The following is a 24,765-nucleotide window of genomic DNA, read 5'->3' as shown; positions in this document are numbered from 1 at the left end:
CCCCCCACCCCCACCCACGACCCCGAGGGGCGCACAACCACATGAGCGAGGCGAGCACCATGGAGCCCGTACCGGACCGGACGTCCACCGATGCGGCCGTCGTCGTCGACGCGATCCGCAAGCGGTACGGCGACCGCCAGGCCGTCGACGGCGTGTCACTGACTGTCCAGCGAGGAGAGTTCTTCGGCCTCCTCGGCCCCAACGGCGCGGGGAAGACGACCTTGGTCGAGATCATGGAGGGCCTGCGCCAGGCCGACTCCGGAACCGTCACGGTCCTCGGCCGGTCCCCGTGGCCCCGGAACGTCGCCCTGCTGCCGCTGCTCGGCGTGCAGACCCAGACCTCCGCGTTCTTCGTGCGCCAGACGGCACGCGAACACCTGCGGACGGTCGCCGCGCTGTACGGCGCCACTCCCGCCGACGCGGACCGGACGCTGGAGACGGTCGGGCTCACCGACCAGCGGGACGTCCTCGTGGAGAACCTGTCCGGCGGCCAGCGGCAGCGGCTCGCCATCGCCTCCGCCCTCGTCCACGGACCCGAGCTGATCTTCCTGGACGAACCCACGGCCGCCCTCGACCCGCAGGCCCGCCGGGAGTTGTGGCAGGTGTTGCGCGACCTCAAGAGCGAGGGCCGCACCATCGTCTACACCACGCACCACCTGGACGAGGCCGAGGCGCTCTGCGACCGGGTCGCGATCCTCGTCGACGGCGCGGTCGTCGCCCTTGACTCCCCGCACCACCTGGTGACCGCCGCCGCCGCGCCGACGCGGCTGCTGATCCCCGAGGAGCGGCTGAGCCGCGCCGACGCGGAGGCCATCCCCGGTGTGGACCGAGTCACCGCGCAGGGCGGTTCGCTTGTCCTGGAGACGACGGTGTCCGGCAAGGTCCTCCAGGCCGTGGACGCGCTCACCGGTCTGGACGGCGTGCAGACCCGGACCGCGACCCTCGAAGACGTGTACCTCGAACTCACCGGCGCGACCACGTCCGATGCCGCCCCCACCCCCGTATCCCACCAGGAGCACCAGGCATGAGCGCGTACGCGGCACTGACCGGCGCCGGTTACCGGGCGCAGGTCCGTGACAAGGCCACCCTTTTCTTCACGTTCGCCTTCCCGCTGCTCTTCCTGGTCGTCTTCGGGCTGATCTTCCGGGGCCAGGAGGTCGAGGAGACCGGGCGCCCCTACATCTCGTACATCGCGCCGGGCGTCATGTCCTGGGGCGTCGCCAACGCGGCAGTGTTCGGCGTGGCGTTCACGCTGATGCAGTGGCGCCGCGACGATCTGCTGCGGCTGATCCGGATGACCCCGACCCGGCTGCCCACCGTCCTGGCGTCCCGCTATGTCCTGGCGCTCGTCGTCGGCGCGGTCCAGGCGGTGGTGTTCGTCGCCGTCGCCATGCTGCCCGTCTTCGGGCTGACCCTGGACGCCCGCTGGCCGCTCGCGCTGCCCGTCCTGGTGCTCGGCATCACCGCGTTCCTCACCATCGGCGTGGTCATCGGCTCGTACGCCGACACCCCCGAGGCGGTCGCCGCGATCGCCAACTTCCTGATGGTGCCGATGGCGTTCCTGTCCGGCTCGTTCCTGCCGCTCGACATGATGCCGTCCTGGCTCCAGACGGTCTCCCGGGTGCTGCCGCTGCGCTACCTCAACGACGCGGTGTCGGCGGCGCTTTCGGGCCGGGGCGGACTCGGTGACATCGCGGTGGGCTGCGCAGGGCTCGCCGTCTTCACGCTCCTCTTCGGCGCCCTCGCCCTGAAGACCTTCCGCTGGAGCAACCGGACATGACGACGACGTCCACCGAACCGACGACGGTCCGGGCCGCCGGCTCCGTACCACTGGAAGAGGCGCGGGAACGGCTTCAGCGGGCGTTGGCCGCGGCTGTGGGGGATACGACTGCGGGGGATCCGCCGGTGGCGGACCGGGCTCCCACCGTCGTGCCGCTCGGCGCCGCCGATGTGCTCGGGCACCGGGGCGCCGACCCCTACGCGGCCGTCAGGGCCGCCGCCACCGTCCATCTCACCGCGCAGGCCGTGCTGGTCGGACCCTGGGGCGGAGGCGACGGCGGCTCCGCCTGCGGTCAGTGTCTGGCGATGCGCTGGCAGCGGCTGCGGACCCGCACCGAGCGGGACGCCCTGGAGACCGGGACCCGTACCCGGGCGGCCGGCCCATGGCCCGGCCTCACGGCGTACGCGCTCGACGCGGTCAGCGCCCTGTACCGGGCCACCGTCCTGACCGGCGCGGCCCGGCCGCCCGCCGGGCCCGGCACACCGGACGGGGACCTTCCGCAGGTCTCCCGGCTCGACCTCGGCACGCTGGAGGTGCGGACCTTCCCGCTGCTCGCCGACCCGCTCTGCCCGCACTGCGGCCCGCGCGGCGCCGACAGCGCGGCCGGTGCCGTGCCGCGCCCGGTGAGCCGGCCGAAGCCCGCGCCCGACGTGTACCGGCTGCGGAAGGCGTCCGCGTACCCGATCCCGGTCGCCGCGCTCGCGAACCCCGTGTCCGGGGTGCTCGGCGCCGGGACCTGGATCAATGTCACCTCGCCGACCACGGCTCCCGTCGCGGGCAGCGTCTTCATGCGGGGGTACGCGGGCCTCACCGACGTCACCTGGAGCGGCCAGGCCAACGGCTTCGACGCCAGCCGCGACCTCGCCTTCCTGGAGGGACTCGAACGGTACGCGGGCACCCACCGGCGCACCGGCACCGCGCCCCGCACCGCCGCGTACAGCGCCCTGGTCGCCGAGGGAACGCCCGCCGTCGACCCCGCCGACTGCGGTTTCTACGCGCCGGAGACCTACCGCGACGACCCGATGGTCAGCCCCTTCGACCCGGACCGGCCGATCCCCTGGGTCTGGGGGTACTCGCTGCGCGACGACCGCCCGCTCCTCGTACCGCACCGGCTCGTCCACTACAGCGCCGGTCTCGCGTCCGACAACTTCGTCTTCGAGTGCTCCAACGGCTGTGCGATCGGCGGCTGTCTGGAGGAGGCGGTACTCGGCGGGCTGCTCGAACTCATCGAGCGGGACGCCTTCCTGGCCGCCTGGTACGGCGCCACACCGCTCACCGAGATCGACCTGGACACGGTGACCGACCCGACGGTCCGCACGATGATCGACCGCGCCGGGCTCCAGGGTTATGCCGTGCACGCCTTCGACAACCGGATCGATCTGGCGGTTCCCGTCGTCACCGGTCTCGCGGTGCGGCGCGACGGCGGGCCCGGTACGTACTCCTTCGGCGCGGGCGCGAGCCTGGACCCCGGAGCGGCGCTCGAAGGCGCCCTGTCCGAAGTGCTCACGTACATCCCGCATCTGCCCCGGCAGGTCGAGGAGCGGCGGGCCGAACTGGAGGCGATGGCCGACGACTTCGGCAAGGTCCTGCACCTCAAGGACCACGCCCAGTTGTTCGGGCTGCCCCGGATGACGGAGCACGTCCGCAACTATCTGGAGCCGTCGTCGGTGCGTCCGGTGCGGGAGATCTACGCGGCCTGGGAGACGTCGGACCGGCCGCGCACCGGCGATCTGCGGGACGATGTGGCCTTCGTACGGGACGAGTTGGTCCGCGCCGGGCACGATGTCGTCGTGGTCGACCAGACCACCCCCGAGCAGCACCGCATGGGGCTGCGGACCGTCGCGACACTGGTCCCCGGGCTGCTGCCGATCGACTTCGGCTGGTCGAGACAGCGGGCGCCGCTGCTGCCGAGGCTGCGGACCGCCGCGTACCGGGGCGGGCTGCGGACGGCGCCGCTGACGGACGCGGAGATACGGCGGGTGCCGCACCCCTTCCCGTAGGCACGCCGAAGGGGCGGTACCCGCGGGGAAGGCCGCGGGTACCGCCCCCTTGTCATGCGGGGCGCCGGTAGGTCAGGCGCTGCACGAGGTGGTGCTGGTGGTGGAGGAACACGTCGAGGTCGAGCTGCACGACGTGGAACCGGCGAGCACGACCTCGCTGGCGTCCGAGTAGTCCGAGATCTCGAAGGTCTCCGACTCCAGCTCCATGATCTCGTCGGCGAGCGAGGCGAGGGTGTTCTTGTCAGCCATGGTGACTCCTTCAGGGGAGGGGACGGCCCGCGAGGGCTTCCCGGAGAACCGTGCTCGTACCTGACCATTGGAGCGGTGGCCGCTGGCACATCGGCAGGTGTTCCACTGACGGCGCGCGTCAGCGGGATGTCAGCGGGGGCCGGACCGCGGTGCGAATGATGGCGGGGTCGGCGGGACGGAGGGGATGGCGGGGATGGAGACGCGGATGAACGCAGGCACGCACGCGGTGGACCCCGGGCCCGCCGTCGCCCCCGCCCTCGCCCCCGTTCTCTCCGGACTGGGTGAGGTGCTGCGCCCCGCCGTCGCGCTGTACGTGGATCTGCACCATCACCCGGAACTCTCCGGCGAGGAGCGCCGCACGGCCGGCGCGCTGGCGAAGTGGCTCGGCGACGCGGGCTACGAGGTGACCGGGTCCGTCGGCGGCCATGGCGTGGTCGGCGTGCTCCGCAACGGCGAAGGCCCGCGCGTGATGATCCGCACCGAACTCGACGCGCTGCCCCTGACCGAACGGACCGGACTGCCGTACGCGAGTGAGGGCCCGGTCGCGCACGCCTGCGGGCACGATCTGCACATGGCGGCGGCGATGGGCGCGGCCTCGCTCCTCGCCCGCACCCGGGACCGGTGGTCCGGGACGGTGGTCGTGGTCTGCCAGCCCGCCGAGGAGACGCTCACCGGGGCGCGGGCGATGCTGGCGGACGGCCTCTACGAGCGGTTCGGGCGCCCCGACGTGGTGATGGCGCAGCACGCGGTGCCGCTCCCGGCGGGGATGATCGCGCACGGATACGGCCCGATGCTGGCCGGCAGCGCGGGCTTCGAGATCACCGTGCACGGGCGCGGGGGCCACGCGGGCACCCCGCATCTGGCGGTGGACCCGGTGCTCGCCGCGTCGGCTGCCGTGGTGCGGCTCCAGGGCGCGGTGTCCCGCGAGTGCGCCCCGGGGGAGCACGTCACCCTGAACGTGGGCGCGTTCCACGCCGGTACTGCGGGCAACCTGATCCCGGACCGGGCCGACCTCTCCGTCACCGTGCGCGCCCTGTCCGAGTCGACGCTCGACCGGATGACGGAGGCGGTGCGGCGGATCGTGCGCGCCGAGTGCGCGGCGTCGGGCTGCCCCCGGGACCCGGAGCTGCGGACCGTCGCCCGCTCCCCGGTGACCCACCCCGACCCGGAGACGACGGGACGAGTACGCGCCGCCCACGAATCCCTCTACGGCCCGCACCGGATCTCGCTCTGGCCCCCGTCCTTCGCGACCGAGGACTACCCGCTCTACGGCGACGCCGGCACCGCGATCCACGGCCAGAGCGGTATTCCGCTGGCGTATTGGATGCTCGGCACGATCTCCCCGAAAACCTGGTCCGAAACCCCCGGCACCCCCGCCGAGAAACTCACCGCCTTCCCCCCGAACCACTCCCCGGAATTCGCCCCGGACGTGAAGACGACCCTGCCGACGGGGATCGGGGCGCTGGTTTCCGGGGTGTGGGGGTGGGTGGGGAACTGACGGCGGGTACTCGGGGGTGGGGCCCGCCGAAGGGGACCCGCCGTCCGGCGCCCGCCAACTGGTGCCCGTCGTATGGCGGTTGACCCGATCATTTGCCGATGCTAACTTTGCGGTGACGCGCCCGATGTCGTGTGATCGGGCCTGATCGAGTGGGGGGATTTGCTGATGAACAGGCGTGTAGTTTCCGGAGTTCTCACCGGAGTTGCCGCTCTGGGCCTTGTCGGGCTCCAGACCGTTCCGGCGGCGGCGGCGACCACCGTGTCCGCCAGGACGACCGACGGCGCACCCATCGGGGGAACCGGAATCTTCTGGGGGAACACCACCCTCGCCAATAACCCGGCGATGCGGACACGCGAGAGCCTGGGCGCCTGCGACAAGCAGGGCAACGACCGCAAGATTGTCTACGCCGAGGCCCAGTGGAAGGTCCGCGGCCAGTGGCAGTACTTCTCGGTCCATGACACCGACGGCTCCGGAAACGGCTGCCATGAGGCATGGCTGCCGAATATCGCCGAGGGCACGAAGGTGTACATCAAGGCGTGCCTCAAGACCACGGTCAACCACCGGCAGGAATACTGCGGTAAGGCGACCGGTATCGCGTAGCGCCGCGCGGTCACCGACCGTCCCGGGGCCGCCCGTCGAAGCCGAACGCTTCGACGGGCGGCCCCTTTTGGCAGGTGATCCCCTTTTCGTGCGGATCGTCCCCCGCCCGATTCCGGTCACCCCTCTGGCGTCCCCCCGCCGGAGTGCGGTAGACGTCCTGGCGCGGTGTGCCGGGTGGGTGCGGGGTGCGGAGGGGTGCTTCGTGCCGGGTATGTGAAGGTGCCGCACACCCCGTTCAGTTGGCCGATGTCCGGTGTTCATGCACGCGTGAGCGCACGGGCGCCCGACCCCGTGAGGGTCAGGTCGGCCGGTGATGGGAATCGGCCAATATCACCGGACACCGACGTGTGTCCGGAGGGGGGGTGGCCATGAATCACCCGCGCTTTCTGTTTCTGCCGAGAGCCGGCGCCGCGACCACGGTCGCGGCGGCCCCGGTGGTCTCCGTCGGATGGAGGCTGCTCGGCGCCAACAACCGCGGGCTCGGGCAGGGCTGGGACAGCCAGCCGGGCCTCGCTGCCTGCCGTGCCGCCGTGGAGACGCTCCGCGAAGGCGTGGCACGGACCCGCCCGGTGCTGGCCGTCTCCGAGACGTCCGGCCTCTGGGTCTGGCGGCTCGAACTCGACGGCCACCGGGTCGCCGTGTCCAGCCGCTCCTACCAGCGCCAGCGCGAATGCCAGTACAGCCTCACCAACTTCCTGCGGGCGGTGCCCGAGGCGCGGGTGACGCCCGGTCTCGTCGCGCTCGGCGGACGGCGGCTCCCGTACCCGCCCGGTGACCGTCCTCCCTGGACGCCCGCCGCCCTGGGCGCGCCCGCCACTCCCCGTACCTCCTCCCTCACTCGGGCGACCTCCCACCCCCCGGTCGCCGACACCGCCGGAGCCAGCACGCGATGACGCTCACCGCGCCCAATCCCGCCGCACCGCAGCCCGACACCCCCGACGAGCCCCGCGCGCTCAAGCGCTCCGCGGGGCTCGCCGACCAGTTGTTCCGGGGTCTCGCCCGGGGCAGCGGCGGCATCGTGCTCGTCATCATGCTGCTGGTCGGTACGTTCCTCACCTTCCGTGCCTGGGAGGCGCTGCGGGTGGCGGGCTGGTCCTTCGTCACCACCTCCGCCTGGGAGCCCGACTCCAAGAACTTCGGTATCGCCGCCGTCCTGACCGGCACCGTGCTGATCGGCCTGGTCGCGATCTCCGTCGCGGTACCGCTCGCCATGGGCACGGCGCTGTTCATCACCGAGTACGCGCCGCGCCGCATCCGCCGGACCATGGTCAGCCTCATCGACCTGATGGCGGCGGTGCCCAGCGTGGTCTACGGGCTCTGGGGCGCGTTCTTCTTCCAGTCGCACGTCGTCGGACTCTCGCGCTGGATCGCCACCTACTTCTCCTGGATCCCGCTGTTCCGGGTGGACGGCGCCCAGGCCGACGACCCGCTCGCGCCGCTGACCGTCTACACCTCCTCGACGTTCATCGCCGGGATCGTCGTGGCGCTGATGGTCATGCCGATCACCTGTTCCGTGATGCGCGAGACGTTCTCCCAGGCCCCGCCCGGCGAACGCGAGGGCGCGTACGCGCTCGGCGCGACCCGGTGGGGCGTGATCCGGTCCGTCGTCCTGCCCTTCGGGCGCGGCGGCGCGATCGGCGGCACGATGCTCGGGCTCGGCCGCGCCCTCGGCGAGACCATCGCCGTCTACATGATCATCTCGCCGGTGTTCGTGATCCAGCCGCACATCCTGGAGAACGGCACCAACTCCGTCTCCTCACTCATCGCCCTGCGCTACGGCTCCGCCGGCACCTTCGGTATGTCGGCGCTGATGGCCGCCGGGCTCGCCCTCTTCCTCATGACGCTCGTCGTCAACTTCATCGCGTCCTCCATCGTGGCCCGCAGCCGCTCCGGAGCGGGGACGGAGGTCTGACATGCAGCACATCGAACAGATCCAACAGAACGACCGGATCCAACAGATCGATCAGACCCAACAGAGCGGGCAGACCGGCCCCGTGGCACACCTGGGCCTCGACAAGCCCGCCCCCGTCACCCAGGGCACCGTCACCCCCGGCCCCCCTGACCCCGACGCCAAGCCCGAGGCCCGTCGTACCGCCGCCGCGTTCCGTCCTGGCGATATACGCGCGTTGATCGGAGCCCTGGCCGGCGCGATCGGGCTGACGGTCCTGCTGTTCACCCGGATCGCGCCGTTCGACGCGCCGCTCGGCTTCGTCGTCGTCGGGTACGTCTTCTTCATCGGCCTGTACGCCGTTCTGGTCTCCTTCCAGGAGGACGCCATCGCCGTACGGGACCGGGTGGCCGCGGTGGTCGCCTACAGCCTCGCGCTGCTGGTCGTCTCGGTGCTGGTGTTCGTGGTGGCGTACACCCTGTGGCGCGGCCGGTCCGCGCTGCCGCACCTCAACTTCTTCACCGAGGACATGTCGCGGACCGGCCCGATGCAGCCGCTCAGCATGGGCGGTGTGCTGCACGCCATCGTCGGCACCCTGGAACAGATCGCCATCGCGCTCCTGATCACGGTGCCGCTCGGCCTCGCCTGCGCCGTGTTCCTCAACGAAGTCCCGGGCGCCTACGCCCGGTTCGTACGGACCATCGTGGAGGCGATGACCGCGCTGCCGTCGATCGTCGCGGGCCTGTTCATCTACGCCACCTTCATCCTGCTGCTCGGCAACCAGAAGTCCGGCTTCGCGGCGGCGCTCGCCCTCGGGGTGATGATGCTCCCGATCATCATCCGGGCGTCCGACGTGGTGATCCGGCTGGTGCCCGGCTCCCTCAAGGAGGCGTCGCTCGCACTCGGCGCCAGTCAGTGGCGCACCATCTGGACGGTGACGCTGCCCACCGCGCGGTCCGGGCTGACCACCGCCGTCATCCTCGGCACCGCGCGCGGGATCGGCGAGACCTCGCCGGTGCTGCTCACGGCCGGGTCCACCGGCGACCTCAACCTCAACGCGCTCAGCGGCGCCCAGGTCTCCCTGCCGCTGGCCACCTTCGAACTCGTACGGTCGCCCCAACCGAGCTTCATCGCCCGGGGCTTCGGCACCGCCGCCCTGCTGATGGGTCTGGTGCTGCTGCTGTTCGTGCTGGCCCGGATCATCGGCGGACGCGGCCCCGGCGAGCTGACCAAGCGCCAGATCCACCGCAGGGTACTGGCGTCCCGTCGGGACGGTGAACGGATGCGTGCGAGCGAACCGGTGCCCGGCGCCGGCCGCACACCCGACACCGAAGCCCCGCAACACAACGCGCCCCCGCAACACCACGCGCCGCCTGGCGCCGGACCCGCCGGTAGCCCCCCGGGGCAACCCACCGGCTGAGTCGCAGCACCCCAGAACCGCCCCCGCCCCACCGACAGGAGTCGTTTTCCGATGTCCGGAACCCCTCCGGCGCCGCCAGGCCCCCGTACAGGAGACCCCCGTACCAGCAAGCGCACCCGCAGCGGCGTCCGAGCTGTCCTCGGGGCCTTCGCGGTGGCGACCCTGGTGCTGCTCGGGCTGCTTCCGCCCGCGCAGCCGGCCGCCGCCGCGTCCTATGTCCCGATCTCCGGCGCGGGCTCCACCTGGAGCCAGAACGCGCTGGACCAGTGGCGGGCCAACGTCAAGCAGTACGGCATGACGGTCAACTACAACGGCACCGGCTCCTCGGACGGCCGTAACCAGTTCCGCAACGGCACCGTCGACTACGGCGTCTCCGAAATCCCGTACGGCATCAAGGACTCGGGCGTCGTCGACTCACCGCCCTCGCGCAAGTACGCGTACATGCCGATCGTGGCCGGTGGCACCTCGTTCATGTACAACCTGCGGATCGGCAACCAGCGGGTGACCAATCTGCGGCTGTCCGGGCCGGTGATCGCCAAGATCTTCACCGGGGGCATCACGCTCTGGAACGACCCCGCGATCAAGGCCGACAACCCGGGCCTCGCCGCGTCGCTGCCCGCCCGCAGAATCGTTCCCGTCGTCCGGTCCGACGGCTCCGGCACCACCGCCCAGCTCACCGCCTGGATGGCGAAGGAGCACGGGTCGGTCTGGGACTCCTACTGCGCCAAGGCCGGGCGGTCCACGCCCTGCGGCACGACCTCCAACTACCCGCTGGTGCCCGGCAAGGGCTTCGTCGCCCAGTCCGGTTCCAACGGTGTGTCCGGGTATGTCGCCCAGGCGGGCAACATCGGCACGATCACCTATGTCGAGTACTCGTACGCCGTGTACACCACCGGCTTCCCGGTGGCCAAGGTGCTCAACAAGGCCGGCTACTACACCGAGCCGACCGCGCAGAACGTCGCCGTGTCGCTGCTCGACGCGCGGATCAACAACAACAGTGCCTCACCGCAGTACCTCACGCAGATCCTCGACGGCGTCTACGCCAACCAGCGCCGCGACGCCCGCAACTACCCGCTGTCCAGCTACAGCTACATGGTCGTGCCGACGAAGCTGGAGTCCAACTTCAACGCCCAGAAGGGCAAGACGCTCGGCGCGTTCTCGTACTACTTCCTCTGCCAGGGCCAGCAGCATGTGGACAACCTCGGCTACTCGCCGCTGCCGGTGAACCTGGTCGAGGCCGGACTCGAACAGGTCCGCAAGATCCCCGGCGTCGACGTCGAGAACGTCAACATCAAGAACTGCCGCAACCCCACCTTCTCCGAGGACGGCACCAACACCCTCGCGAAGACGGCTCCCATGCCGCCCGCCTGCGACAAGCAGGGCGCCACCCAGTGCACCACCGGTACCGGCGGCGACAAGAAGCCGACCGTGCCGCAGGGCGGCGGCGCGGGCTCCGGCACGGGCGGCGGCACCGGCGGCGCGTCGGGCGGCGGATCGACCGGCGGCGCGGCCACGGGCGGCACCGGGGGAGCGGCGGCGACCGGGGGAGCCGGCGCGAAGGGCGGCACCGCGAGCCCCGGTGCGTCCGCGTCGGGCGGGGCGGCCGTCGACCCCGACACCGGCCAGCCCCTCGCCACCGGCGGCGCCGGTGACGCGGCCGGAGCCGGCGCGGGCGGCGGCGACGCCTTCGCCGTGCCGGTGTCGACCTCCGGGTCCCTGGGCGGCGGGGCGCGGCTCGCGCTGACCGTCCTCGCGGCCCTGCTCCTCGTGGTCGTCACGGTCGGACCCCCGCTGCTCTCCCGCCTGTTGACGGCACGGAAGTCCGGGTCATGAGCGCCCGCCGCGTCCATCGGGCGCTGATCGCCGGCGTCGTCGCGCTCTGTTGCACCCTCGGCGCGGGCGCCTTCCTGAGCGCTTCTCCCGCCGCGTCGGTCCGGCAGGCGTCCGGCGCGGGCCCGTCCCCTGTGACCGTCTCCGGCGCGGGTGACTTCGACAAACTGAAGGTGACCGTCGAGCAGACCCAGCACCTGGTCAACCAGGTCGTCAAGGTCTCCTGGAAGGGCGCGACCCCGACCGTCTCGGACACCGCCTACGCGGCCGACTACCTCCAGATCATGCAGTGCTGGGGCGACGACGCGAAGGGTCCGAGCCCGGAGCAGTGCCAGTTCGGCGGCTCATCGGCGTTCGGCCCCGGCGTCGGCGGCCAGGGCGCCGGCGCGTACACCAACAGCCGTCAGCTCAACTACGGCGGGAACCTCGTCGACCCCGACCAGAAGCTGCCGCCGCCGTCGCCCAGCGGGGTCTCGTACACCCCGTTCCGCTCGGTGACCGGCGAGACCGCCACGACCGCGACCAACGACTTCTTCGACGCCAGCACCACCAACGAGGTCCCGTACGCGCGCACCAACCCTGACGGTACGGGCGAGGTGTACTTCGAGACCCAGACCGCCCTGGAGGCACCGGGCCTGGGCTGCGGCGAGGCCAAGGAGGGCAGCGCGAACCAGAGCGAGGGCCGCCGCTGCTGGCTGGTCGTCGTGCCGCGCGGCGAGACCGAAGTGGACGGCAGCCGGTACACGGCACGCGCCAGCGGCTTCCTCGAATCGTCCCCGCTGTCCGCCACCAACTGGGCCGAACGCCTTGTCGTCCCGCTGCACTTCGAACCGCTCGGCCAGTTCTGCCCGCTCGGCGCCGACGAACGGCCCACCCTCGGCAACGAGATGGTCGCCGAGGCCGTCGGCCGCTGGCAGCCCGCGCTCTGCCGCACCGGCGGCAAGACGATCTTCGGGTACGCCCAGGTCACCGACGACACCGCGCGCGCCAAGCTCGGCTCGGGAACCCCGGGCATGGTGTTCCTGAACCGGCCCGCGACGGCCGGACAGATACCCGAGGGCCAGACACCGGTGTACGCGCCGGTGGCCCTGTCCGGCATCACCATCGGCTTTCTCATCGAGAGCCAGGCGCCGACCTGGGCACCCGAGGACGTCCAGGCCCGCAACGGCCGCCGGATGACCGGGCTCAAGCTCAGCCAGCGCCTGGTGGCCAAGCTGCTCACCGAGTCGTACCAGGACGGCAACTCACGGTTCGCGCCGAGTACGGAGAAGAACCCGTACAACCTGGGCCACGACCCGGAGTTCATCCGCCTCAACCCGGAGTACGCGCACCTCGACTTCGGCGGCAAGCTCGGCGACATCGTCGTCCCCGAGGCACTCGCCGACACCGCGGCCCTGGTGTGGAACTGGGTCGACCAGGACCCGGCGGCCCGTGAGTTCCTCGACGGGACACCCGACAACGCGGGCAGATACGGCGACGCCAAGAACTCCGGGATGACGGTCAACCCGCACTACAGCAAGCTCAAGCTGCCGCTGGACCACTTCCCGAAGAGCGACCCGTTCTGCCAGGAGTTCGACGACCACCCGGACAACCCGCTCTGCGTGCAGGACAAGCACCCGTACACCTCCGACCTGCACGGCGCCGCGCGCGCCGCGGGCCGCGGCGACCCGCTGGCCCGGACCACCTGGGACAAGACGGCCACCCCGCCCGGCTACAAGAAGGACCCGCCGCAGGCCGCGGGGCAGCGCGCCATGCTCGCCCTCGCCGACAACTCGTCGGCCCTGCGCTACGGACTGACCCCCGCCAAGCTGCGTAACGCCGCAGGGCAGTACGTCGCCCCGACCACGGCCGGTCTCGTCGCCGGGCAGGCCACGATGAAGTCGGGCGCGGTACGGGACGTGCTCGAACCGGTGCCCGGGAACACCACGGCGAAGAAGGCGTACCCGCTCACGTCGCTCACCTACGCGGCCACCGTGCCGTCCCGGCTGACCGCCGCCGAGGGCAAGGACTACGCCGAGTTCCTGCGGTACGCGGCGGGCGACGGACAGCGGCCCGGTGTCGCCGCGGGCACCCTGCCCGAGGGATACGCGCCGCTGCCCACCACGCTGCGCGACCAGACCGTCCGGGCGGCGGCCACCATCGCCGCGCAGGCGGGCAAGGAGTCGCCGGGCGACGGAAGTTCGGGCGGCGGCACGAGTGGCGCCGGCACAGGCGGTGGCACCGGCGGCGCGGGTGGCGACGGCGCCGGTACGGGCGGTGGACCCGGCGGTACTCCGGGCGGCACGCCCTCCGGCGACGCGAGCGCGTCCCCGTCCGGTTCCCCGGCGCCCGGCGCGACGGCCTCGACGCCACCGCAGAAGGCGGCGGCCGAGGCGGAGTCCTCACTGACGCCGCCCTGGGTGCTCGGAGCGGTGCGCTATGTCGTCCTGATCGTCCTGATCACCGGAGTCGCGGCGGCCGTCGGCGGCCCGCTCCTGCCCAGAGTGGCGCCCTTGCTCGCGGCCCGGCTGCGGGATCTGCGGCGCGACGACGGCACCTGAGCGACCGGTCGGGGGCGGAGGCACCACCCCCGACCGGTGCCGGATGTTCCGGAAAGGCCGGAACCCGGCGACCCGCGAGCGATCGCGGATCTCAACACCAGCACGAGCCTAGCTGAGGGGTAACGCAAAGGTGAAGATGAAGAAGATCGCGATGGCCGCGACAGGTGCGGCGCTCATCGCCGTCACCGTCGGCAGCACGGCCAACGCAGAGCCGACCGGTACGCCGACCTACCGCCAGCTCGCCGGCGTCGGATCGGACACCACCCAGGACGTGATGAACGGTCTCTCCCAGGCCGTCACCATCAACGGCACCAAGGTCCTCGGTTCCTACAACGCCGTGGGCGCGCCCACGATCACGACCAAGGACCCCGCGGTCAACAACAAGTGCGCCATCGCCCGCCCGAACGGCTCGGGCGCCGGCCGCACCGCCCTGGTCAACTCGCTCCAGGCGGGCGACGGTTGCCTGGACTTCGCGCGCTCGTCCAGCCTGAACCTGGCCGCCGCGTCCCCCGGGCTCACCTACGTCCCGTTCGGCGTCGACTCGGTGACGTACGCCATCACGCCGTCCAGCGTGCTGCCGCGCAAGCTCACCCTCGCCGACCTCAAGGCGATCTACCACTGCGACCCGAACTACGTCGGGACCGGCCCGAACTTCAGCGTCAACGCCCTGCTCCCGCAGGCCGGTTCGGGTACCCGCAGCTACTGGATGTCCCAGGTCGGCATCACCGAGGCCGACGTCACGGCCGGTGTCTACCCCTGTGTCAAGGACAAGAAGGGCTCCACGCCCATCCAGGAGCACGACGGCCGCGTCCTGGACGACAAGTCGATCGTGCCCTTCTCCACCGCCCAGTACATCGCGCAGGGCGCGACCGTCGCCGACGTCCGGGGCCGCGCCATCCTCGGCACCATCGACGGCAAGTCGGCCACGGTCCTCAACAGCGACTTCGGCATCAAGCGCGAGGTCTACAACGTGATCCCGACCAGCAAGATCGGCACCGCTCCGTGGAGCACCGTCTTCACCGGTTCGGGCTCGCTGATCTGCAAGCAGGCCGACGTCATCAACAACTACGGCTTCGCGACCAACCCGAACTGCGGCGACACCAGCAAGCAGACCCCGTAACCCCGACGCGCTTTTCCTGATCCGGAAGAAGGAGCTTTGAGCGTGTTTCCCAAGAGACCCCTGCGGACCCTCTCGGCCGGTGTCGTGACCGTCGTCGCCGCGCTGGGCGCCGGCCTGGTCGTCGCCCCGTCCGCCCAGGCGGCCGAGATCGGCACCATCTCCATCAACCCGAAGACCGGTACCGACGACTCGGGCATCGACTTCAGCACGTCGGGCGCCTGCCCCGACACGGCGTCCAACGTCATCGTCTCGGTGAAGGGCTCCGGCTTCCCCGCCGAGGGCCAGAACGTGGTCGGCAACGCGCCGATCGAGACGTTCAACACCACGGCGGACGGGGGGATGAACATCCCCCTGACGTCGACGATGCGGGACTACGCCAACATCGCGGGCTTCAGCACCCTCCAGGGCAAGTACGACTTCACCGTCACCTGCCGTACGGCGTTCAACGGGACCAGCCTCGGTGACTTCACCGGTGCGATCTGGTTCACGTCCAACACGGCGTACCAGGCGAACGACCCGGCCGTGAAGGTGGACACCACGACCGCCCTCGCGGTCTCCCCGTCCGGCAGCACGGACCAGGGCGACGCGGTCACCCTGACCGCCACGGTCTCGCCCGCGGGCGCCACCGGCACCGTCCAGTTCCGTGACGGCGCCACCGCCCTGGGCAGCCCGGTCGCCGTCACCTCCGGCACTGCCGCGCTGACGACCAGCAACCTGACGGTGGGCAGCCACTCCCTCACCGCCGAGTTCACCCCGTCCGGCTCCGGCTATAACGCCTCCGCGTCCGCCGCCGTCACCCACCAGGTGAAGGCCGTCGCCGCGAAGCCCACCACCACCGCGCTCGTCGTGTCCCCGGCGGACACCGCGGCGCAGTACACCCCGGTCTCCCTCACCGCCACCGTCACGCCGGCCGGCGCGAACGGCTCGGTGAAGTTCACCGACACCGTGGGTGGCACGACCACGACCCTCGGCACCGTGAAGGTGACGGACGGTCAGGCCGCGCTCACCACCAGCGCCCTGGCGCCCGGTGACCACTCGTTCACCGCGAGCTTCGTGCCGGGTGACGGCACGTACGCCGCGTCGGACTCCGGCAACATCCCCTTCAAGGTCGGTGCGTTCGCGGGCGTCTCCACGTCCCAGGACATCACCACGACCGTCGAGGCGGGCGCCCTGGTGATCTCCGTCCAGGACCCGCATGTCGTCCTGCCCTCGCCCCAGTTGGAGGCGAACGGCGAGATGCTCACCACGGCGGGCGCGATCAACCCGGTCACCCTCACCGACACCCGCGCCGGTAACCCCGGCTGGACCGTCAGTGGCCAGGTGACCGACTTCTCCGACGGCGCCACGCACGCCATCAACGGCCAGAACCTCGGCTGGACCCCCAAGGTCCTCGACAACGTCTCGGCGCAGCAGGTCAACGCCGGCGCGAAGGTCGGCCCGGCCGCGGCGCTCGCCCCCGGCGACACCGGTACGGCCGGTCTGAAGTCCTCCCGCACCCTCGCGGGCGGCACCGGTCTCGGCACCGCGCACCTGGGCGCCGACCTCAGCCTGACCGTTCCCACGTCCACGGTGGCCGGCACCTACACGGCCACCCTCACCCTGACCGCGATCTGATCGCGCGTCACGCCCGAGCGTGAGGCGGGCGGTACGGGTTCCTGCCCGTACCGCCCGTCCTGACGCGCCCCGCCCCGATCGGACGCCTGACATGACCAGCACCCCCATGGCCGCCCGTGCCGTCGCCCTCGGCACCGTGCTCCTCGCCTGCCTGCTCGTCCTCCTCCCGGCTCCCGGTGCCGTGGCGTCCGCCCGTACCGAGACCGGGGACGGCCGGGCCACCTTCGGTGTCCAGCCGTCGGGGCCGAAGAAGCCGGACCGGCGCAGCGACTTCTCGTACAGCGCGACGCCCGGCGCGGCGGTCCGGGACCACATCGCGGTCCTCAACCACAGCACCCGGCCGCTCACCCTCTCGGTGTACGCGAGCGACGCGTTCACCACCGAGGACGGCGGGTTCGACCTGCTCGCCCGAGGCCGTAAGTCGAAGGACGCCGGCACCTGGGTCACGCCGACCAAACGCAAGGTGACCGTGCCCGCACGCTCCCGCGCCGTCGTGCCGTTCACCCTCACCGTCCCGGCGAAGGCGGCGCCCGGCGATCACGCGGCGGGCATCGTCGCCGCGCTCGTGTCGACCCGTACCGGCGCCAAGGGTGATCGGGTCGCCGTGGAGCAGCGGGTCGGGGCGCGCGTCCACATCAGGGTGGCCGGGGAACTCAAGCCCCAGCTCACGGTGGAGGACCTGCACGCCACCTACCACGGCACCGCCAACCCCTTCGGCGGCGGCTCGGCCACGGTCACGTACACCGTGCGCAACACCGGCAACGTCCGCCTCGGGGCACGGCAGACGGTACGTGTGAGCAACGCCGTCAGCGGCCCGCGTACCGCCGACAAGGTGCCCGCCGTCAAGCAGTTGCTGCCCGGCGGCTCCGTCAAGGTCACCGCGTCCGTACATGACGTGTTCCCGGCGCTGCGGTCGACCGCGACCGTCACCGTCGACCCCGTCCCGGTCGGCGGCGACATCGATCCCGCGCTGCCGGGCACCACGCGCTCCACCGACTTCTGGACCGTGCCCTGGGCGCTGCTCGCGCTGCTTCTCCTGATCGTCGCGGGGGTGACGGCATGGCTGCTGCGGCGCCGCCGCCGCGCCCGCCGCGCCGCCGGGGCCGCGTCTCCCGTTCCCCTTCCCTCTCAGGTCAAGAAAGAGAAGATCTCCATGCTCACCAAGCGTTCCTCGCGGCCGGCGCTCGTCGCCGCCGCTTCCCTGCTCGCCGCCACGGGTGGCGTCGTGCTGCTCGGCGCGCCCCCGGCGTACGCCGAGACCCTGGGCAAGGTCTCCGTGACCCCGGCCACCGGCGCCGACGACAGCCCGATGACCCTGACCACGTCCGGCGCCTGCCCCGCCACGGGCGACCACCTGATCGTCTCGGTCGCCGGCAAGGGCTTCCCGGCCGGCGGCCAGAACGTCGTGGGCACCTCGCCCACCGCGATGTACCCGGTCGCGGGCGCGGGCTACGAGGTGCCGCTGACGTCGACGATGCGGGACTACGCCAGCGTCGCGGGCTTCAAGACCCTTGAGGGCAAGTACGAGTTCACCGTCACCTGCCGCAAGGCGTTCGGCGAGGCCACCTTCGGGGACTTCAAGGGCTCGATCTGGTTCACCTCGCCCACCGAGTACCGCGACACCGACCCCGCGGGACCCGGCCCCTCCGACTCCGGCAGCCCCACCCCCTCGTCGCCCGGCGAGTCCACGCCGCCCGCCGAGTCCGAGTCCCCGTCGGCGTCGCCCGAGCCGAGTGACACCGGCGAGCCCACCGACACGGCCCTCCCGACCGAGACCACCGACCCGGGGACCACCGACGGCGGTACGGGCACGGACGGCGGCACGTCGGCCGGCTCCGACGGTTCAACGGGCGGTTCGACCGATGTCTCCACCGACGTCAAGGGCGGTGGCGGCGGCGTCCTCGCCAACACCGGCGCCCAGGCGACCGCGCTCTCCCTCGCCTCGCTGACGCTGATCGGCCTCGGCGCGCTCGCCGTCCGCTGGGCCCGCCGCCGCGGCCTGCTGACCTTCCCGAACGGAGGCAACCGATGAGATTCGCCCCGACCCTGACGGCTCCCCGCGGACCGATCCCGGCGGCGCCCCGCAGAACCCTCGCCGCCCTGCTGTCCGCCGCCGTGGGCGCGGTGGTGCTGCTCGGCGCGGGCGCGCCGGTGGCGCGGGCCGCCACGCTGGGGACGCTCACCGCGAACCCGGCCACCGGTACCGACACCACGTCCATGTCCCTCACGACGTCCGGCGCCTGCCCCGCCGAGGCCGACCACGTGATCGTCAAGGTCACCGGCAAGGGCTTCCCCGCCGAAGGCCAGAACGTCATCGGCACCTCACCGGTCGAGCTGTACCCGGTCTCCGGCGCGGGCTACGAGGTGCCCCTGACCTCGACCATGCGGGACTACGCGAGCCTGGCCGGGTTCACCACGCTGGACGGCCGGTACGAGTTCACGCTGACCTGCCGCAAGGCGTTCGGCACCGCCACGTACGGCGACTTCAAGGGGTCCGTCTGGTTCACCTCGGACACGACGTACCAGAACACCGCCCCGGCGCAGGCGACTTCGACGGCGCTGACCGTGACCCCCGGCGGTTCCGTTCCGCACGGCACGGCGGTCAAGCTCACCGCGAAGATCACCCCCGCGACGGCGCCCGGCACCGTGCAGTTCCTCGACGGCTCGGCCGCACTCGGCGCACCCGTCACCGTCGCCGCCGGATCGGCGTCCCTGACCACCAGCACGCTGAAGGTCAGTACGCACATGCTGAGGGCGCAGTTCCTCCCGGCCGACCCGGCCGGCTACAAGGGCTCCCTCTCCGCCGGGGTCGCGCTCACCGTCACGGTGCCGCTGCCCAAGGTCACCTCGCCGCCGAAGGTCACCGGCACCGCCCGGGTCGGCTCCAAGGTCACCTGCGCGGTGGCGTTCGACGGCGACACCTCCATCGCGTACCAGTGGCTGCGTGACGGTACGTCGATCAGTGGCGCGACCGCTTCGACCCGGGTCCTGACCTCCACCGACCGTACGCACAAGATCGCGTGCCGGGCCACCGGCAAGAACAGCAGCGGCAGCACCCCGGTGACCAGCCCGGCCGTGACCGTGGCCACCGGCGTCGCGCTCAAGGTGGTCACCGCCCCGACCATCACCGGCACCCCGACCGTCGGCAAGACGCTCACCGTCAAGTCCGGCACCTGGACGCCGGCCGCCACCTCGTACAGCTATGTGTGGAAGCGCGACGGACGGACCATCAGCGGCGCGACCAAGACCACGTACAAGACGGTCAGGGCCGACAAGGGCCATCTCCTCACCGTCACGGTCACCGCGAAGCGGGCGGGCCACGCCAACGGCACCACCACGACCAAGTCCGTGCGGGTGAGGTGACGGTGACCCAGGACACCCTGGAGCGCGCGGTCGGCGCCCCACCGGCCGGCCGGGCGCACGACGTGCGCCCGGCCGGCCAGGCCCTGCGCGCCACCGGCACCGCGCTGAGCATCCTGGCCGTACTGCTCCTGCTCTTCATCGCCAACCTGGGGCCGCTCGGCGATCTGCGCCACGGCCGCGACCAGAAGGTGGCGCACTCCGAGCTGCGCGGCCAACTGGCCAACGCCACCGCGCCCGTCGGACCGCGCGACCCGCAGGGCCGCCCGCTGCCGATCGGCACCCCCGTGGCGCTCCTGGAGATCCGGCAGCTCGGGCTGCGGCAGGTCGTCGAGGAGGGCACCACGTCCGAGGTGCTCGCCGCCGCACCCGGGCACCGCCGCGACACCGTGCTGCCCGGCCAGCCGGGCGTCAGCGTCGTGATGGGCCGACAGGCCGCGTACGGCGGCCCGTTCGCCCACATCGACCAGCTCCGCGCGGGCGAGACCTTCACCGTCACCACCGGGCAGGGCCGGCACACCTACCGGGTGCTCGCGGTCCGCCGCGCCGGGGACCCCCAACCGCCGCTCCCGGCGGCCGGGAAGGGCCGGCTCACGCTGATCACCGGCGACGGCACCGCGTTCCTGCCCGCCGGGCTGCTCCGCGTGGACGCCGACCTGGTCTCCGCCGCACAGCCGGGCGCGGCACCCCTCTACGGTCCCGCGTCGCTGCCCGAGGACGAGAAGCCGATGGCCGTCCAGAACGGGGCCTGGCTGGGTCTTGTCCTGTGGGGCCAGGCACTCGCGCTCGCCGCCGCCGCGCTCACGTGGATCCGGGCCAGGTCGGGCCGCCGCGAGGCATGGGTGGTCGGTGTCCCGGTCCTGGGCGCGCTCGCCTTCGTCACGGCGGACCAGGCGGCGCAACTCCTCCCGAACCTGCTGTGAATCCCTGCCAGTTGTGACCCCGAGCCCGCGTACCCCGCGACTTCCCACGAAGGACATCACGTGACCGCGTCCCCCTCCGACACCGTCCCGCTGCCCGCCGCGGCGCCCCCTTCCGCGCCGGCCGCCGAGGGCGTCGCCGCCGAACTGGAGGCCCGCCGGGTCTCGGCCTGGTTCGGCGACCACAAGGTCCTCGACCGGGTGTCGCTGACGATGCCGGCCGGCCGGGTCACGGCGCTGATCGGCCCGTCCGGCTGCGGCAAGTCGACGTTCCTGCGGATCCTCAACCGGATGCACGAGCTGATCCCCTCGGCCGCGCTCGCCGGGGAGGTGCTGCTGGCCGGCGACGACGTCTACGCGCCCGAACGCCGCCTGACCGACGCCCGTAAGCAGATCGGCATGGTCTTCCAGAAGCCGAACCCGTTCCCGGCGATGTCCGTCTACGACAACGTCACCGCGGGCCTGAAGCTCACCGGCGTCCGGATGGGCCGGGACGACAGGGACGAACTCGTCCGGTACTGCCTGACCAAGGCGGGCCTGTGGAACGAGGTACGGGACCGGCTGCGCCAGCCCGGCGGCGCGCTCTCCGGTGGCCAGCAGCAACGGCTGTGCATCGCCCGCTCGTTGGCGGTCCGGCCGCGGGTCCTGCTGATGGACGAACCCTGCTCGGCCCTGGACCCGACGTCCACGCGGCGCGTGGAGGAGACGATCGGCGAACTGGCCGGCGAGGTCACCGTCGTCATCGTCACGCACAACATGCAACAGGCGGCGCGCGTCTCGGACCGCTGCGCCTTCTTCCTCGCGGAACAGGGCACCCCCGGCGGCATCGTGGAACACGGCGACACGCACGCGATGTTCCACGACCCGAAGGACCAGCGCACGGCGGACTATGTCAACGGGCGCTTCGGATAAGGCGGTTCGGACAGGGCGGCTCGGAGAAGGGGGTGCCCGTCAGGGCTGGTCGACCCGCTCGGCGTCCGCCCTGCGGTGCTCGCTCGGGCTCACCCCCCGCACCCGCTTGAACGCCGCGCTGAAGCCGAACGCGTCGGCGTAACCGACCCGGCGGGCCACCGTCGCCACCGTCGTGGACGGCGCGTCCGCCAGCAGGTCGGCGGCGAGCGTCATACGCCACTGGGTGAGGTAGGCGAGCGGCGACTCGCCGACCACCTCGGCGAAGCGCTTGGCCAGCGTCGTACGGGACACCCCGGCCTCGCGGGCCAGCGACACGAGCGTCCACGGCCGGTCGGGGGACGCATGGATGGCGCGTAGCGCCGGGCCCGCCACCTCGTCGGCCAGGGCGCGGTACCACGCGGGCGGCGCCGCCTCCGGCTGGTCGAACCAGTCCCGCAGCGTGCAGACCAGGAGCCAGTCGAGCAGCCGGTCCAGGACGATCTGCCGGCCCGGCCTGCGCGCCTCGGCGAGCTGAGCCTCCAGGTAGACACGCATCGCGTCGCACGCGTCGCCGTCCGGCACGACGAGCAGCGGCGGCAGGACCCGTAGCAGCCGGCGCGGCACCTCGCGCCGGATGTGGTACGTGCCGACCAGCAGGACCGCGTTCCCGCTGAACGTGAACGCGTCAGGGCCGCGCACGATCGCCGTCTCGGCGACCCGCAGCGGCCGTTCCTCCGAGCCTCCCCTGAGGGTGCCGCCGCCGTGCAGCGGCACACACAGTGTGAGCGCCGCCCCCTCCGCGAACCGCAGCGGCGCGTCCGGCACCGCCGTCACGGAGCGGTCGAACAGGGCGCCCTCGGCGCGTACACCGAGCAGGAGATCGTCGAAGGGGTCCATACCGGCCAGCGTACGGAAGTCCGGCCCACGGTCCGTCGGCGTACGGGTTGCCCGCGTACGGTCGGACATCCTTCGCGGACGGTCGCGCATGGGACCGAGGCCGTTTCTCGGCGAGGCTGGCGGACATGGCAGACGACATCTTGATTCTGGGTGCGACCGGCAAGACCGGCCGGCGGGTGGTACGGCGGCTGAGGGAGGCCGGGCGGAGCGTGCGGGCGGCCTCGCGCTCCTCGGAGGTGCGGTTCGACTGGAACGAGCCGGAGTCGTGGGACGCGGCGGTGACCGGGGCCGGGGCCGTGTACCTGGTCGCCCCCGACGATCCGGCACCGGTGGACCGCTTCGTACGGCAGGCCGTCGGCGCGGGTGCCGGCCGCTTCGTGGTGCTGTCCGGACGGGGCGCCGGCGAGTACGGCCCCGGCAGCGAGTTCGGGCAGGGCATGGTCACCGCCGAGCGCGCGGTACGTGAATCCGGCGCGGACTGGTCCGTCGTCCGGCCCAACAACTTCGACCAGAACTTCGACGAGGACATCTGGCGGGCGCCCCTGTTGGCCGGCCGGATCGCCCTGCCGACCGCCGGGGTGCCCGAGCCCTTCGTCGATGTCGAGGACGTGGCCGAGGTGGTCGCCGCCCTGCTGACCGAGGACGGACACGGCGGCCGGGTCTACGACCTGTCCGGGCCCCGCTCGCTGACCTGGGCCGACGCGATCGGGACCATCGCGCGGGCGGCGGGACGCGAGATCGCGTACGAGGACATCTCGGACGCGGCGTACCGGAGCGAACTGCGCGCGCAGGGCCTGCCGGACGAGGCGGTGGCCGGGCTGGCCGGCATGTTCGCCCTGCACAGGGCCGGACTCACCGCCGAACCGGCGGACGGTGTCCGGCGCGTACTCGGGCGCGAGGCGACGGATTTCGAGGTGTACGCGGCACGGGTGTGGGGGTGAGGGGGACCGGTTCTACACGGCTGTGGCTGCGGCGGTCCGGAAAGGGCGGAAGAGCGCGCGCAGTTCCTCCGCGTACAGCTCCGGCTCCTCGAACGGTGCGAAGTGGCCGCCGCGCGCGGGTTCGGTGACGCGGACGACGTTCGCCGTGCGGTCGAGCCAGGCCCGGGGCGGGCGGACGATGTCGCCGGGGAAGAGCGAGAAACCGGACGGCACCTCGACCCGGCGGGCGAGCTGGGCGGGCGGGATCGCGGCGTTCGCGCGGTACATCCGCATCGAGGAGCCGATCGTCCCGGTGAGCCAGTAGAGCGTGAGGTTCGTGAGGATCTCGTCCTTCGTGAAGGACCGCTCGATGTCGCCGTCGCAGTCGCTCCACGCCCGGAGCTTCTCGACGATCCACGCGGCGAGCCCGGCCGGTGAGTCGGTCAGCCCGACGGCGGCGGTCTGCGGCTTGGTGCGGTGCATCGCGGCGTACGCGCCCTCGGTCCCGCCCCAGGCCGCCGCGTCCGCCAGCCAGGCCCGCTCCTCGGGCGCGAGGTCGGCCGGGTCGCCGGAGAAGACGGGCACACCGGCGTCCATACGGTGCACGGCCACGACCCGGTCGGGGTGGTCGAGCCCGAGGTAGCGGCTGACATGACTGCCGATGTCCCCGCCCGCGGCGCCGAACCGCTCGTACCCGAGGACGCTCATGAGCCGGGCCCACAGCCCGGCGACGGCGATGGAGTCGAGGGGCGGCCCTGTGGGCGGGTCGGAGTACCCGTAGCCGGGCATGTCGGGCACGACCACGTCGAACGCGTCGGCGGGGTCGGCGCCGTGCGCGCCGGGGTCGGTGAGCAGCGGGACGACCTTCGTGTATCGCCAGAAGGAGTCCGGCCACCCGTGACTGAGCACGAGCGGCAGGACGGGACCGGTCGGTGCGACGGCCCGTACATGGACGAAGTGAATCCCGAGCCCGCCGATCGGCACCCGGAACCGGGACAGCCGCCCGAGCGCGGCCTCCCGCGCGGGCCAGTCGAACTCGTCCGCCCAGTAGGCGACCAGCTCACGCAGATAGCCGAGATCGGTCCCCATCGCCCACCCGGCGTCCTCGGGCGAGTCCGGCCACCGCGTCGCCCGCAACCGCCTGAGAAGATCCTCCAACTCAGTCGGAGCGGTCTGCGGGGCGAACGACTCGGGCCGGGGCGGGGCATCGGACATGCCGGGCATGCTAACGGGCCGCG

20 protein-coding genes are annotated in these 24,765 nt (G+C 72.3%); 17 read left to right on the top strand and 3 right to left on the bottom strand.

The features are described from left to right. The first annotated feature begins 41 nt into the window (after window positions 1-41). Genes ACFVT5_RS30700 through ACFVT5_RS30690 form a run of 3 tightly spaced genes read left to right on the top strand, consistent with a single transcriptional unit; the run spans window position 42 to window position 3,780 of the window. Window positions 42-1,028 carry an ABC transporter ATP-binding protein gene (locus ACFVT5_RS30700; protein WP_389894697.1) on the top strand — a complete coding sequence of 329 codons (987 nt, stop codon included), beginning with the start codon at window positions 42-44 and terminating at the stop codon, window positions 1,026-1,028. Further along, window positions 1,025-1,780, top strand: coding sequence for an ABC transporter permease (locus ACFVT5_RS30695; protein WP_389894695.1), 756 nt, complete (start codon window positions 1,025-1,027; stop codon window positions 1,778-1,780). Before ACFVT5_RS30700 ends, ACFVT5_RS30695 begins: the two co-directional genes overlap by 4 nt. Then, the gene (locus ACFVT5_RS30690; RefSeq protein WP_389894693.1) at window positions 1,777-3,780 is read left to right on the top strand and encodes a TOMM precursor leader peptide-binding protein; all 2,004 of its coding nucleotides are present in this window, start codon (window positions 1,777-1,779) and stop codon (window positions 3,778-3,780) included. The genes ACFVT5_RS30695 and ACFVT5_RS30690 overlap by 4 nt, the downstream gene beginning before the upstream one ends. Before the next feature lie 72 nt (window positions 3,781-3,852). Here the strand turns inward: ACFVT5_RS30690 and ACFVT5_RS30685 are convergent, their stop codons facing one another. Next, entirely contained in the window at window positions 3,853-4,029 is a 177-nt protein-coding gene (locus ACFVT5_RS30685) for a thiazolylpeptide-type bacteriocin (protein ID WP_365816541.1), read from the bottom strand. 205 nt (window positions 4,030-4,234) lie between these two features. Between ACFVT5_RS30685 and ACFVT5_RS30680 the strand changes: the two genes are divergently transcribed. The 13 genes from ACFVT5_RS30680 to ACFVT5_RS30620 all read left to right on the top strand — a co-directional run bounded on the left by ACFVT5_RS30680 (window position 4,235) and on the right by ACFVT5_RS30620 (window position 21,731). Further along, window positions 4,235-5,527, top strand: a complete 1,293-nt coding sequence (locus tag ACFVT5_RS30680) for an amidohydrolase (RefSeq protein ID WP_389894691.1) — start codon at window positions 4,235-4,237, stop codon at window positions 5,525-5,527. A 165-nt stretch (window positions 5,528-5,692) separates the two neighbouring features. Next, a complete protein-coding gene (locus ACFVT5_RS30675; protein ID WP_389894689.1) occupies window positions 5,693-6,127 on the top strand; it encodes a hypothetical protein in 435 nt (144 codons plus the stop codon). Between the two features lie 368 nt (window positions 6,128-6,495). After that, complete coding sequence (locus tag ACFVT5_RS30670; RefSeq protein WP_389894687.1) at window positions 6,496-7,020, top strand: hypothetical protein; 525 nt, start codon at window positions 6,496-6,498, stop codon at window positions 7,018-7,020. Beyond that, window positions 7,017-8,039, top strand: a complete 1,023-nt coding sequence (gene pstC / locus ACFVT5_RS30665) for a phosphate ABC transporter permease subunit PstC (protein ID WP_389894685.1) — start codon at window positions 7,017-7,019, stop codon at window positions 8,037-8,039. Before ACFVT5_RS30670 ends, pstC begins: the two co-directional genes overlap by 4 nt. A gap of 1 nt (window position 8,040) precedes the next feature. Continuing rightward, a complete protein-coding gene (gene pstA / locus ACFVT5_RS30660; protein ID WP_389894683.1) occupies window positions 8,041-9,435 on the top strand; it encodes a phosphate ABC transporter permease PstA in 1,395 nt (464 codons plus the stop codon). Between the two features lie 51 nt (window positions 9,436-9,486). Beyond that, complete coding sequence (locus ACFVT5_RS30655) at window positions 9,487-11,268, top strand: phosphate ABC transporter substrate-binding protein PstS (RefSeq protein ID WP_389894681.1); 1,782 nt, start codon at window positions 9,487-9,489, stop codon at window positions 11,266-11,268. After that, window positions 11,265-13,805: a hypothetical protein gene (locus ACFVT5_RS30650; protein WP_389894679.1), complete on the top strand. Its 2,541-nt coding sequence runs from the start codon at window positions 11,265-11,267 to the stop codon at window positions 13,803-13,805. The genes ACFVT5_RS30655 and ACFVT5_RS30650 overlap by 4 nt, the downstream gene beginning before the upstream one ends. A gap of 136 nt (window positions 13,806-13,941) precedes the next feature. Further along, the gene (locus ACFVT5_RS30645) at window positions 13,942-14,925 is read left to right on the top strand and encodes a hypothetical protein (protein ID WP_389894677.1); all 984 of its coding nucleotides are present in this window, start codon (window positions 13,942-13,944) and stop codon (window positions 14,923-14,925) included. 42 nt (window positions 14,926-14,967) lie between these two features. Further along, window positions 14,968-16,539 carry an Ig-like domain repeat protein gene (locus ACFVT5_RS30640; RefSeq protein ID WP_389894675.1) on the top strand — a complete coding sequence of 524 codons (1,572 nt, stop codon included), beginning with the start codon at window positions 14,968-14,970 and terminating at the stop codon, window positions 16,537-16,539. Window positions 16,540-16,630: 91 nt separating this feature from the next. Continuing rightward, window positions 16,631-18,571: a WxL protein peptidoglycan domain-containing protein gene (locus ACFVT5_RS30635; protein ID WP_389894673.1), complete on the top strand. Its 1,941-nt coding sequence runs from the start codon at window positions 16,631-16,633 to the stop codon at window positions 18,569-18,571. Continuing rightward, window positions 18,568-19,902, top strand: a complete 1,335-nt coding sequence (locus ACFVT5_RS30630; RefSeq protein ID WP_389894671.1) for an Ig-like domain repeat protein — start codon at window positions 18,568-18,570, stop codon at window positions 19,900-19,902. Before ACFVT5_RS30635 ends, ACFVT5_RS30630 begins: the two co-directional genes overlap by 4 nt. 2 nt (window positions 19,903-19,904) lie before the next feature. Then, window positions 19,905-20,822: a sortase gene (locus ACFVT5_RS30625; RefSeq protein ID WP_389894669.1), complete on the top strand. Its 918-nt coding sequence runs from the start codon at window positions 19,905-19,907 to the stop codon at window positions 20,820-20,822. Window positions 20,823-20,912: 90 nt separating this feature from the next. Further along, the gene (locus ACFVT5_RS30620; protein WP_389895037.1) at window positions 20,913-21,731 is read left to right on the top strand and encodes a phosphate ABC transporter ATP-binding protein; all 819 of its coding nucleotides are present in this window, start codon (window positions 20,913-20,915) and stop codon (window positions 21,729-21,731) included. A gap of 39 nt (window positions 21,732-21,770) precedes the next feature. Here ACFVT5_RS30620 and ACFVT5_RS30615 read toward each other — a convergent pair whose 3' ends face one another. Further along, window positions 21,771-22,607, bottom strand: a complete 837-nt coding sequence (locus ACFVT5_RS30615; RefSeq protein ID WP_389895036.1) for an AraC family transcriptional regulator — start codon at window positions 22,605-22,607, stop codon at window positions 21,771-21,773. 125 nt (window positions 22,608-22,732) lie between these two features. Here ACFVT5_RS30615 and ACFVT5_RS30610 point away from each other — a divergent pair, with 125 nt between their 5' ends. Next, window positions 22,733-23,548 (top strand): NAD(P)H-binding protein, encoded by an 816-nt coding sequence (locus tag ACFVT5_RS30610; protein ID WP_389894667.1) that lies wholly within the window; start codon window positions 22,733-22,735, stop codon window positions 23,546-23,548. A gap of 12 nt (window positions 23,549-23,560) precedes the next feature. Here the strand turns inward: ACFVT5_RS30610 and ACFVT5_RS30605 are convergent, their stop codons facing one another. Then, the gene (locus tag ACFVT5_RS30605) at window positions 23,561-24,742 is read right to left on the bottom strand and encodes an epoxide hydrolase family protein (RefSeq protein WP_389894665.1); all 1,182 of its coding nucleotides are present in this window, start codon (window positions 24,740-24,742) and stop codon (window positions 23,561-23,563) included. Window positions 24,743-24,765: the final 23 nt, after the last annotated feature.

Origin of the sequence: Streptomyces sp. NPDC058001, assembly GCF_042886315.1 — a bacterium.
Lineage (GTDB): Bacteria > Actinomycetota > Actinomycetes > Streptomycetales > Streptomycetaceae > Streptomyces.
The sequence above is the reverse complement of the archived record's forward strand: the minus strand, read 5'-3'. Positions and strand labels throughout refer to the sequence as shown.

Bases quoted from the DNA above. Each gene is read 5' to 3' on its own strand.
- ACFVT5_RS30700 (WP_389894697.1), top strand. From the start codon at position 42: ATGAGCGAGGCGAGCACCATGGAGCCCGTACCGGACCGGACGTCCACC.
- ACFVT5_RS30695 (WP_389894695.1), top strand. From the start codon at position 1,025: ATGAGCGCGTACGCGGCACTGACCGGCGCCGGTTACCGGGCGCAGGTC.
- ACFVT5_RS30690 (WP_389894693.1), top strand. From the start codon at position 1,777: ATGACGACGACGTCCACCGAACCGACGACGGTCCGGGCCGCCGGCTCC.
- ACFVT5_RS30685 (WP_365816541.1), bottom strand. From the start codon at position 4,029: ATGGCTGACAAGAACACCCTCGCCTCGCTCGCCGACGAGATCATGGAG.
- ACFVT5_RS30680 (WP_389894691.1), top strand. From the start codon at position 4,235: ATGAACGCAGGCACGCACGCGGTGGACCCCGGGCCCGCCGTCGCCCCC.
- ACFVT5_RS30675 (WP_389894689.1), top strand. From the start codon at position 5,693: ATGAACAGGCGTGTAGTTTCCGGAGTTCTCACCGGAGTTGCCGCTCTG.
- ACFVT5_RS30670 (WP_389894687.1), top strand. From the start codon at position 6,496: ATGAATCACCCGCGCTTTCTGTTTCTGCCGAGAGCCGGCGCCGCGACC.
- pstC (WP_389894685.1), top strand. From the start codon at position 7,017: ATGACGCTCACCGCGCCCAATCCCGCCGCACCGCAGCCCGACACCCCC.
- pstA (WP_389894683.1), top strand. From the start codon at position 8,041: ATGCAGCACATCGAACAGATCCAACAGAACGACCGGATCCAACAGATC.
- ACFVT5_RS30655 (WP_389894681.1), top strand. From the start codon at position 9,487: ATGTCCGGAACCCCTCCGGCGCCGCCAGGCCCCCGTACAGGAGACCCC.
- ACFVT5_RS30650 (WP_389894679.1), top strand. From the start codon at position 11,265: ATGAGCGCCCGCCGCGTCCATCGGGCGCTGATCGCCGGCGTCGTCGCG.
- ACFVT5_RS30645 (WP_389894677.1), top strand. From the start codon at position 13,942: ATGAAGAAGATCGCGATGGCCGCGACAGGTGCGGCGCTCATCGCCGTC.
- ACFVT5_RS30635 (WP_389894673.1), top strand. From the start codon at position 16,631: ATGACCAGCACCCCCATGGCCGCCCGTGCCGTCGCCCTCGGCACCGTG.
- ACFVT5_RS30630 (WP_389894671.1), top strand. From the start codon at position 18,568: ATGAGATTCGCCCCGACCCTGACGGCTCCCCGCGGACCGATCCCGGCG.
- ACFVT5_RS30615 (WP_389895036.1), bottom strand. From the start codon at position 22,607: ATGGACCCCTTCGACGATCTCCTGCTCGGTGTACGCGCCGAGGGCGCC.
- ACFVT5_RS30610 (WP_389894667.1), top strand. From the start codon at position 22,733: ATGGCAGACGACATCTTGATTCTGGGTGCGACCGGCAAGACCGGCCGG.
- ACFVT5_RS30605 (WP_389894665.1), bottom strand. From the start codon at position 24,742: ATGTCCGATGCCCCGCCCCGGCCCGAGTCGTTCGCCCCGCAGACCGCT.